This is a genomic window from Vibrio ichthyoenteri ATCC 700023 (assembly GCF_000222605.1).
In the GTDB taxonomy this organism is placed as follows: domain Bacteria; phylum Pseudomonadota; class Gammaproteobacteria; order Enterobacterales; family Vibrionaceae; genus Vibrio; species Vibrio ichthyoenteri.
This window is the reverse complement of sequence record NZ_AFWF01000104.1, coordinates 22,679-33,153: the sequence shown is the minus strand read 5'-3', so window position 1 is coordinate 33,153 and position 10,475 is coordinate 22,679. Positions and strand designations below refer to the sequence as shown.

Annotated in this window: 11 protein-coding genes and 1 pseudogene; 7 read left to right on the top strand and 5 right to left on the bottom strand. The window is 44.2% G+C overall.

What is annotated here, in order from left to right; all coding sequences use genetic code 11:
* On the top strand, positions 1-1,160 hold a 1,160-nt coding region (locus RH85_RS08960; RefSeq protein WP_006711906.1), incomplete at its 5' end, for a choice-of-anchor I family protein.
* 52 nt (positions 1,161-1,212) lie between these two features.
* On the opposite strand, the gene RH85_RS08955 is transcribed toward RH85_RS08960, so the two are convergent.
* From RH85_RS08955 to RH85_RS08940, 4 genes are all read right to left on the bottom strand, one after another.
* Positions 1,213-1,887: a DUF3313 domain-containing protein gene (locus tag RH85_RS08955; RefSeq protein WP_006711905.1), complete on the bottom strand. Its 675-nt coding sequence runs from the start codon at positions 1,885-1,887 to the stop codon at positions 1,213-1,215.
* Between the two features lie 82 nt (positions 1,888-1,969).
* Positions 1,970-2,341, bottom strand: a complete 372-nt coding sequence (locus RH85_RS08950) for a helix-turn-helix domain-containing protein (RefSeq protein WP_006711904.1) — start codon at positions 2,339-2,341, stop codon at positions 1,970-1,972.
* Positions 2,342-2,577: 236 nt separating this feature from the next.
* A complete protein-coding gene (locus RH85_RS08945) occupies positions 2,578-3,744 on the bottom strand; it encodes a D-alanyl-D-alanine carboxypeptidase family protein (RefSeq protein ID WP_006711903.1) in 1,167 nt (388 codons plus the stop codon).
* A 175-nt stretch (positions 3,745-3,919) separates the two neighbouring features.
* Complete coding sequence (locus RH85_RS08940) at positions 3,920-4,273, bottom strand: hypothetical protein (RefSeq protein ID WP_006711902.1); 354 nt, start codon at positions 4,271-4,273, stop codon at positions 3,920-3,922.
* 729 nt (positions 4,274-5,002) lie between these two features.
* Between RH85_RS08940 and RH85_RS08935 the strand changes: the two genes are divergently transcribed.
* The 3 genes from RH85_RS08935 (at position 5,003) to RH85_RS08925 (ending at position 6,367) form a co-directional block, all read left to right on the top strand.
* Entirely contained in the window at positions 5,003-5,212 is a 210-nt protein-coding gene (locus tag RH85_RS08935; protein WP_005598267.1) for a cold-shock protein, read from the top strand.
* Between the two features lie 65 nt (positions 5,213-5,277).
* Positions 5,278-5,814 (top strand): YaeQ family protein, encoded by a 537-nt coding sequence (locus tag RH85_RS08930; RefSeq protein ID WP_006711901.1) that lies wholly within the window; start codon positions 5,278-5,280, stop codon positions 5,812-5,814.
* The gene (locus RH85_RS08925; protein ID WP_241210378.1) at positions 5,777-6,367 is read left to right on the top strand and encodes a hypothetical protein; all 591 of its coding nucleotides are present in this window, start codon (positions 5,777-5,779) and stop codon (positions 6,365-6,367) included. The genes RH85_RS08930 and RH85_RS08925 overlap by 38 nt, the downstream gene beginning before the upstream one ends.
* A gap of 60 nt (positions 6,368-6,427) precedes the next feature.
* Here RH85_RS08925 and hmpA read toward each other — a convergent pair.
* A pseudogene (hmpA, locus tag RH85_RS08920) lies at positions 6,428-7,587 on the bottom strand (NO-inducible flavohemoprotein).
* Positions 7,588-7,782: 195 nt separating this feature from the next.
* Here hmpA and norR point away from each other — a divergent pair.
* The 3 genes from norR to RH85_RS08905 all read left to right on the top strand — a co-directional run bounded on the left by norR (position 7,783) and on the right by RH85_RS08905 (position 10,453).
* Positions 7,783-9,366, top strand: a complete 1,584-nt coding sequence (norR, locus tag RH85_RS08915) for a nitric oxide reductase transcriptional regulator NorR (protein ID WP_006711899.1) — start codon at positions 7,783-7,785, stop codon at positions 9,364-9,366.
* Between the two features lie 62 nt (positions 9,367-9,428).
* Positions 9,429-9,788, top strand: coding sequence for a glutathione S-transferase N-terminal domain-containing protein (locus RH85_RS08910; RefSeq protein WP_006711898.1), 360 nt, complete (start codon positions 9,429-9,431; stop codon positions 9,786-9,788).
* A 50-nt stretch (positions 9,789-9,838) separates the two neighbouring features.
* Positions 9,839-10,453 (top strand): HAD family hydrolase, encoded by a 615-nt coding sequence (locus tag RH85_RS08905; protein ID WP_006711897.1) that lies wholly within the window; start codon positions 9,839-9,841, stop codon positions 10,451-10,453.
* Positions 10,454-10,475 lie beyond the last annotated feature (22 nt).

Sequence of the window (10,475 nt, the reverse complement as noted above, 5' to 3'; positions counted from 1 at the left end):
TTCTTAGTCAGGGGATCGATAAAGCCAAGGTTGAGCAAATTGGTTTTGAAGATTTTAATGCCGCTCGTCGCGATGAGCTCGATAGCCACGTTCGCATTACAGGCCCTAACGCGACCGTCGCTCAAGACCTAGAACCAGAATACCTTAGCTTTGCTGGCAACGGTAAATTGTATGTAGCAATGCAAGAAAACAATGCTTTCGCCATCATTGACCCAAGTTCTGCCAGCGTGGAAAAGATCGTTGGTTTAGGGGAAAAGTCTTGGGGAGATTACAAACTTGATGCCTCAAACAAAGATGGCATTGTTGGTAATTTCCAATCTTATCCTCAATTGGTTGGCCTCTATATGCCCGACTCAATAGACAGTTATAGCGTTAATGGTAAGCACTATCTTGTTTCCGCTAACGAAGGCGATGGTCGAGAGTATGGTTTTAACACCACACAGCAACTGTGTGATCAAGCTGGTTTTGAGTGGGATGAAGATGATTATAGCAATAGCACGATGTACGCCACCGAACCAGGTTTTTGCTTAAGTCACATTGATGAGGTGCGCGGAAAAAAACTCGATATCACAGCGGATCATCCACTCGCCTCTGCGCTAAAAGATAAAAAACAATTGAGTCGACTAAAAGTTGTCAAACCAGCAGCTACCTTAGCCGCAGATCAAAATGTACAAGCATTCGGTGCTCGTTCTTTTTCAATCTGGGATGAGAATGGCAAAATAGTATTCGATAGCGGTGATCAAATCGCACAGATAGCTTTTTTAACTCAGCAAGCCCAATTCAACAGTTCTAACGACAGCAACCAAAGTGGTGATGATCGCAGTGACGATAAAGGCTCTGAGCCAGAAGCGATTGAAGTGGCGTACATCAATGGTCGCCATTATGTGTTTGTTGGTTTAGAGCGCCAAGGCGGCATTATGGTGTTTGATATCAGCGATCCTAAACAAGCACAATTTCTTCACTATGTGAATCGTCGTGACTATGCTCAGGCGGTTTGCACCCAAGTTGAAGATGGAGAGTGCACTAGTGGTATTTACAACCCTCGCGCTGGAGACTTAGGCCCAGAATCAATCCACTACTTTAGCCGACTCAACCAGCACTACATTGCGGTAGGAAATGAGGTAAGCGGCACGACATCCGTTTACCGCATTGAGTTGTAGCCGAAACTAACCACTTAATGATGGGATGAGCACTACGCCTGATCTGTTCATCCTATTCTGGTTTTTGCCAACCTTGCATCGTAACGCCTAATCGCTCTACCCAATAGTTGATCGCGTCTTTAGCGTCGTCTAAGGAATCAATCATCGTCGAGAGATCTTTATTACCTGCTTGCCTATCTATAGCCGCAAATAAAGGCTTACCTGTTCCCGCGTCGCTGACCAAAAGTTCGATACTCGCACTACCAACATTGGTATGTTCGCCCGTTGTCACCTTTGATATGGTCGAAATCGCTAACCCAAATGGCAGCACACTGCTTGTAACCGCTAATATCGGGTTAGGTGTTTCCACATTGCTTAGCGCGATGCTCAGCCTTAAAGAATCATCAGTAGCCTGTTCGACGATAGGCTTGTAAGGAGATATTTTTTGCTTAATCTGATCAACTAGATAATGGCTCAGCTCATTAATATCGTCTTGGCTTAAACTCTCTTCTTCGGCCACAACGATCACTTGATCGATCACCACCGAATCGTATTCAGCTAACTTCTTTTGTAACCGATCGGCATCACGCAGACCAACCTTGGACCAAACTAAATCGACACCACCAACTGGGCCGGGAGTAAAATCTTCATAGGAGGTAAACGTCGTCGCTCTTTGCAAAGGCCCTGACGCACAACCCACCATTAATCCCAAGCTAATCAAGATGGCTAACACTTGCTTTGTATTCATCTAAATATACCCAAACTCACACTAATGGTATATCATACTTTAAAATATTATTTTTGTCTGTGTCGATAAGTTAATCGTTTATTTAGTTCATTGAACCGGTGACTTCTGCGGGTTGAAATACTGTATGTAAGTATTCAACCACCACTTGATTACCTTCGATATAAGCACGTTTGATTTCACCATCAACCGTCATTCGGCTCTCTAAGTAGACTTCTTTAATGTTAGGTTGTGTACGCAATGAAGGAACAACGCGATGAGATTCTAAATTGAGTAAATTACAAAATCTTGAAACAAATGCCATTGAAAGTGGTCTTTCTCCTCTTAAAATACTCGAAAACTCCAGCTGATTCATTCCCAACTTTTTGGCAAATTCCATTTGTGTTAAACGCATTTTTGATTTTTGCGACATCCATACTTGGTACAACGCTTCATTGTCTTTTACGGTAAATTCCATTGTAATTTCCTACACTGCTTGCGCCACTGTCTGGCATATTCATTTGGCCGCTATTGTGGCGTGTTCAATCAACCAAATGTCAGTGGGAAGTAAGCGTAGCTTAAGAATTCAGGTAAATTGTCGCTAAATGGACAGCTGACCAATAGATAATGTAACCAAGTGAAACGAGTCTTAAAAAAAGCGGGCTTTAAAGCCCGCTCTGATGAATATTAAAGATGCCGAATGGGAACGGCAATCTACAGCCAGCTTGCTACCAAACGTTTAAACCAATCAATAATGCGCTTAACGAAGCCACCCTCTTGCACCGGTTCCAAAGCCACCAAATTTGCGCTAGCGACTTCTTCACCATCTACACTGTAAATCACTTTGCCTAATACTTGCTCATTTTGGATTGGTGCGATTAAGTCACCGTCGTAGAGCAATTCTGCTTTGACCTTATTGGCTTGTGATTTAGACAAGGTAATAAAGACATCTTGAGCAACACCCACACTCAATTCGTCGTTTTCCCCCATCCAAACTCGTGCCTTCGCGATCTCTTTTCCTGCATCACCAGCAGACACCGTATCAAAGAAACGGAAGCCATAACTTAGTAGCTGCTTACTTTCCGATTCACGACTTTTGGTACTCGCAGAACCCATCACAACAGAAATCAAGCGCATGTCACCACTGGTCGCCGAGGTAGCTAAACTGTAGCCAGCACCGCTGGTATAACCGGTTTTCATTCCATCAACGTTCAAAATACGATCACGCAGTAACCCATTACGGTTGTACTGAGTAATGCCGTTATAGGAGAATTGCGTCTCACTATATAGTGGGTAAATCGTCGGTAAATCGCGAATAATCGCTCGGCTTAGTAAAGCGATATCGTAAGGGGTTGAATATAAACCATCACTGTCTAAACCATGAGGATTGGTAAAGGCGGTATTTGTCAGATTGAGTTTTTCGGCCCAATTATTCATTAAGCTAACAAAAGCACCTTCGCTACCCGCCACATGCTCAGCAATCGCGACACTCGCATCATTCCCAGATTGAACCACCAGCCCTCGGTAAAGATCCATCATGGAAACGCTGGTACCCACTTCAATAAACATTTTTGAGGAATCAGGAAAGTTCTTTGCCCACGCTTTTTTACTGATGGTCACTTGGTCATCTAGGCTAACGTTACCAACGTTAACTTCTTGCCCCGCAACATAAGCTGTCATCAACTTGGTTAGGCTTGCTGGGTTCAACGCTTGATGAGCGTTTTTCTCAACCAGCACCTGACCGGTATTGTAATCCATCAAAATATAGCCCTTCGCCCCAAGAGCTGGAGCGTCTGGGGTAATTGAAGGCGCAGCAAACGCAGCAGTGGAGGTTAAGGTTGCCGTTAGGCATACCGTCTTGATGAAACATTTTTTGTTCATGGCATTCTACCAATTAGGAGACTTCATTCAGTATATTCAAAGCGTAGCTGCTTGCAGCACTACTGTTACGCTTAGTTACGGTTATACAAGATTTGAGGCAAATTAATGTGATATTGAACAAAGGGTATAAAAAAGCCAGCATTCAAGCTGGCTTAATATACAAACAAACTATGCGTCAAATGGCTAACGGCTTAGGTTTTGACGTAATCGCGTCACGGTAACTAAACCATAGGTACGTCACAACTAACGAGAAGAACAAGTATGAAAGCGCAAAAATGAATGGCGATGTGATCAATTCAGCGGACATACCCCAACTCACGCCAATAACAGTGACGGTTAATTTCGCCAGCATGCCACATATCAATAACAGCAAGCCTAGCTGTGGAAAACGGGTTGAACGAAATGCAAACCAATAGCAGCTGCCAACCGCTAAAGCGGCAATAGATAGGCCAAGCATGAAGGAATGAAGATGATCAGCCGATGCAACACCTGCTGATAATGATGCCATGATAATTAGAACCAGTTTCATAGATTTGACCTCTTAGAGAAGTGGTAAAAAGCATCCTTCCATAAATGCAAACTCATTTTGCGGTCATTTTCTCAGGTATTTTTTTAATTTCAAGCAACTTTTTGAGTGCTTTTTAAACAGAAAATCTAATCCTTATTAGATGTAAAACAATGGTTAACAAAACAGCAATTATATTTTGTTAGATTCAAGATATTTAAAGGCAAAAACCACAAAAGCCCTCATTCCATTAACAATTAGTTAACGCAAAAGATTTTCAAATTTGTTGCTTTATTTGTGACATTTCGCACCCAAAACATGTGGCGAAATTGCCAGCGTTAGTTGAACGAATTTCAAACCAACAATGCGCATTGCCCAAGCTGTTCTCTCATGATTATGACAAGACATTTTCCCGGTTAAAGTCACCAAGTTAGTTCTGATAAGACCAAACACTGGTGAAGACAAATAATCTTAAAAACATAATCTTGCGACAACATTTTCGTCATGCTGATGTCATTTTTCTCAGGCATTAGTCGCGGCATATTTAGTTCAAAACATTGGACAATGTCACTGGAAATGTTGTTGACTTCAATCGGTTAAACCTTAGACTACTTATAGCTAGAAAACGGTTCTTGGCTAGACGCGTTTCGTTGATTGTCATGGACTTCAGCGTGACGTCGTGCGCAATAGCAGTCTCCTTTTCCACGCTATCCGTGCCCTTAGGCTTATTTAAGATATACGAAGGAAAGACACATGTCAGATACAGTGACTGGTACAGTAAAGTGGTTCAACGAAACTAAAGGTTTTGGTTTCATCAAACAAGAAAACGGTCCAGACGTTTTTGCACACTTCAGTGCAATTACTGGTGACGGTTTCCGTACCCTAGCTGAAGGCCAGCCAGTAGAATTTACTATCTCGCAAGGTCAAAAAGGCCCACAAGCTGAGAACATCAAAGTTCTTTAACTTGTTGCCAAAATAGATTGTAATAGCCAGCTATTTTAGCTGGCTTTTTTATTGGCGACTCACTCATGGCTCTAAAACCAACAATTTACAAGTTTCGAATTTCCCTATCGGACACCAACCGCGACTATTACGATTCACTTTCTTGCACTATTGCACTGCATCCTTCAGAAACGACCAGTCGCATGATGGCGCGCGTGTTGGCTTACTGTCTAAATGCCAAACCAGAGTTACAGTTCACTAAAGGCCTATCGTCTATCGAAGAACCCGATCTGTGGTTAAAAGCATTAGATGGCACACTTGAAGAGTGGATTGAGGTCGGCGAGCCAGCAGTCGATCGTGTAAAAAAAGCCACTCGCTTAGCAAAAAGCGTACAAATCTACGCTTTTAACAGCAAAGCAGATGTTTGGTGGAATCAATCTAAAAGTAAACTAAATGCCTTCCCTGCGACGATTCACTGCTTCGATGGCAATGCCATTGACGCGTTAGCTGAAAGCGTTGAGCGCGGAATGGAACTGTCAGTGATGATTACTGGCAATAGCTTATTTATCGATGGTAAAACATCACATGAAGTTACATGGGAAACACTTCAAAGCCATGAATGATTTGGCGAATGCGCTGATAGCGATTGGGGCAGATCAACTCGATGCCATTAATAGTGATTCCACTTCATGGCAAAGCTTTTGCCAAAATAATGAAGAGCTATTTCATCGCGTCCAGTTAGCGAAACCCGATCAGGCATTAACGCATCATTTGCTTGGGATCTTGACTAAGTCTCATATTGAAGCATTAAGCCGGGTCGAGCAGCAGCGTGAATCGGTGCAAGCCATGGATCAAGCTATCCAGCAACATATTGGCGCACAATATGGTGGTCGCTTCCAGTACCAAGAAGGCGAGCAACTGTTAGTGGTGACTCATCTTTGGTTGTATGTGCAAGGCTATCTTGGTATGGATTTCAGTTTAGCCAATGATCATGCGCAAAGTAGTGTCCAAGCACTGGTTGCAGCACAAGGTGGAGACGTACAAGCTATGCGCAGCGACTTAATGGCCAGTTTCTATCAAGGCAAAGCATATGCAAACCGCAAACCGAACAAGCGTTCCATGCTCGGTTCGCTCACGCTTTCGTTTACAGACTGGTTGAAAAGCCTATTCAAATAAAAAAAGCTCCCAACGGGAGCTTTTTGTTTCTCTGCTTAATGCCGCTATCGCATCTCAGGGCTATAAATAGCGGTGCGGGCCGAATACTTCATAGTGGATTTGTTCACGCGACACATTTAACCCTTCTAACTGTTTGACTGCATGCTCCATAAAAGCAACGGGGCCACATAAATAAAACTCACCTTCGCTTGCAGGTACTTGCTTGGCGATGGCAGAAAGATCCATTAGGCCATGTTGGTCGCGATACCATACTTTTTGTTGCCACTGATTAGCAGTAATCAACTGTTCACTTTCAACACGGAATGTGTGTTGATCAGCATCTTCACACGCATAAAAATAACTGACATTCGCTTTATTTTGCGTTGCCAACGTTTGTGCCATCGCTTGAATTGGCGTAGCACCAACACCCGCAGCAATCAAAACCACCGGCTTATCGGTTGGCTGATAAAAGAAATCACCCGCGGGAGGATATAAGGTGACCGAATCACCTACTTGTAGCTCGTCATGCAAGTAGTGAGAAACTAACCCTTTATGCTCATCCCCCTCCCTTTTAACGGAGATTCGATAGCTGACTCCGTTGGATGCTTGGGACAGCGAATATTGACGAATTTCAGTATGTTCACTGTTGCTTGGCTTGACCTCAATACCTAAGTATTGGCCTGCAAGGTAATTGAGCACCGGTTTGTCATCTGCGGGGCGCAGCTCAAAACTCATCACATAGGTTGATTCAGGCGTTTTACCATCAATAATGAATTCACGTCCTTCACGCCATCCACCAGTGCCTTGTGCATTAAGCTGATAAATTTGCTCTTCGCGTTCGATAAAGATATTGGCCAAGAATAAGTAAGCTTGTGTCCATGCCTCTCCACTTCAGTGTTAAAGGCCTCAGCAGCCAATTCACGCAGTGTTTCAATCAAATGATGACCGACAATTTGATAATGTGCAGGCTGGATATTGAAACTGGTGTGCTTGTGGGCAATGCGTTCGACAGCTTGAGTTAACGCGGCTAAGTTATCGATATTTTTTGCATACGCTGCGACCGCCTCAAACAAAGCGACACTTTGACGGCCCGTCTTCTGATGCGTCATATTAAATATGTCTTTCAGTTCCGGGTTATGGAGAAACATACGTTGGTAAAAATGCTGAGTCAGTGCCGGCCCTGCTTGCTCTAGCAATGGGATGGTACTTTTGACGACCGCGATATGATGATCATTGAGCATAAAAATTTTCTCCTAATTATTATTTTAGTGCATTGTTGCTGCACGACCATAGAAAGCAGGAAGTATGCCAAGGCATTAAACCCTTTAACCAATTGATTTCATTAGTTTGGAATGGCAAATTAGAGTCATTAAGACACACTTGAAATGAGTCATAAAGACACTACAATGAACAAATAACTTTTTGTGGTGGATTTTATGCAAGAAATATCAATATCCACCTTGCTGGATATGACAGCAGGGCTCGCAAGCGCACACAGCGCGCAAGATCGTTTTAATAAATTACTCGATGCAATACGCCGCGTGATCCAATGTGATTGCATCGCTCTGCTTAGCCTACAAGGTGACACTTTGACGCCCTTGGCAATCCAAGGCGTAACGAGAGACACACTCGGCCGTCGCTTTAAAATCAATGACCACCCCCGATTTGAGCACATTTGTCAGGCTCAAGGTGTGGTGAAATTCGATGCCGACTCCCCACTGCCTGATCCTTTTGATGGTTTGCTAATCGACTATGATGGTGATCTACCAATGCATGCCTGCATGGGACTACCCTTACATTATGCCGACCAACTATTGGGCATCCTCACGTTCGATAGTCTAACCCCCAATGTTTTTGACGCTATCCCGCGCCGAAGCCTTGAAGCACTCTCTGGGATTGTAGCCTCTCATTTGAAAGTTGCATTGACCGTTTCGCAATTGGAACATCAAGCCAAGCAGACGCAACAAAAATTAGAAGAACTAAATCTTGAAGTATGGGAGCGAGAAGGGGGTGAGATCATTGGTCAGAGTGCCCCCATCGAAGCGCTCAAAATGGATATTTCTGTGGTGGCACCTTCTGATTTCACGATTCTAATTCATGGTGAAACCGGTGTAGGTAAGGAGTTAGTGGCGAGAAGTTTGCACCATCAATCGAACCGCCGCCAACAGCCATTGATCTATGTAAACTGTGCCGCTATCCCAGAAAATCTGTTAGAAAGCGAACTGTTTGGCCATGTAAAGGGCGCGTTTACCGGCGCTGATAAATCGCGATTAGGTAAATTTGCCCTCGCAGATGGCGGCACATTGTTTCTTGATGAAATTGGTGAGCTTAGCTTGGGAGCCCAGAGTAAGTTGCTGCGTGCTCTGCAAAACCATGAGATTCAGCCTGTCGGACAAGATCACGTACAGAGTATCGATGTACGAGTGCTCGCCGCGACCAATCGAGAATTAAAACAAGAAGTCGAGCAGGGACGATTCCGCTCAGATTTGTATCATCGGCTGACGGTTTATCCCATTACCGTCCCGCCTCTCCGCCAGCGTGAAAGAGACGTTGAGTTATTAGCAGGATTTTTCCTTGAGCAAGCGCGTAAAAAACTGAGTATCGTGCAGTTAAAGCTCAGCAAAGAAGCGCTATTTCAACTTGCTCGTTATGACTGGCCCGGCAACGTTCGTGAGCTAGAGCACGTCATTAATCGTGCTGCATTAAAAGCCCGCGCAACCGCAAAAACGCCCAATACGGTCACGGTATCCGCTTATGATCTAAACCTGACTGATAATCAAAGCGTTGCGGCTACTGAGCCAACACCACCTGCTCAAAACATCACCGCATTAGAGCCTAATCAAGGGCTTCGCCAAGCCACCGATCAATACCAAGCACAATTGATCATTAAAGCACTAGGTCAAGCGAACTTTAACTGGGCTCTCGCCGCGCGCGAACTGCAAGTTGACCGCGCAAATTTAGTACGCCTTGCCAAGCGACTCGGCATTAGCGTTACTAAGCAGCACAAAATTGATTATTAACGCTTGTTGCGTGTTGGCAAGTTGTTACAATAAAAGGGTAATTTAGTTCATCAAGGGTTATCATGAAAGTTATTCGTTGGCTGTTAGGTCGGCTCATTTTAGTCGGCAACTTTGTCTTCTCGCCGCGTGGAATCAAACGTTCTGCTGAGCAACAACAGCAAATCGATGAAAAAGCAGCTAAGCTCGCTTTGTATCAATTCGAAGCCTGTCCATTTTGCGTTAAAGTCCGCCGTTCAATGAAGCGCCAATCGGTCAATATTGAACTGCGCGATGCAAAAAACAATGCGCAACACCGTCAAGAACTGGAAAATGGCGGCGGTAAAATCAAAGTGCCTTGCTTAAGAATTGAAGGTCAACAAGGCGTGCAATGGATGTATGAATCATCGGATATCGTTGCTTACCTAGAAAAAGAATTCGCCTAAGTTAAACACCCCTCCACTGCTGAGGGGTGTTTTGTTTTTGGAGTGTGATTATGAGTAGTGATTATGTAATGCCCTTTGACGCTAAGCGAATACGCGCCATTGTATTTGATTTGGATAACACGCTCGTCAGTTCAACCATGGATTTCAATTGGTTAAGATCAAAAGTGGGCTGCCCACAGCACCTTGATTTGCTCAGTTATACCAATAATATTGACTGCCCACAGCAAAGAGCAGTGGCACAACAGCACATTCTCGACCATGAAATTGAGGATGCACAGCTCTCCTATTCCATGCCCGGATGCGAAGCTTTGTTGGCCTACATTGAAGACCAAGACCTCCATACTGCGATTATTACGCGTAATTGCTTACAAGCCGCTCAGCTCAAAGTCACGCACAATCAACTGGGGATTAGCCGTATTATCAGCCGCGAGCATTATCCTCCAAAGCCTTCCCCCGTATCGTTAGTAGCTCTTGCCAATGAATGGCAACTCAACTCAGCGGAACTGCTGTATGTCGGTGACCACCTCTATGATTTAGAAGCGGCAGCCAATGCAAAGATGCCGTCATGTCTTGTGACTCATGGGCAAAACAGCCCTTTTACCGCGAGTGCATCGGTAGTGGTTGAGCAGCTAAATGACCTATTGCCGTTGCTTGAACGACGCTAAAGCGTAACAATAGTCATGAGAA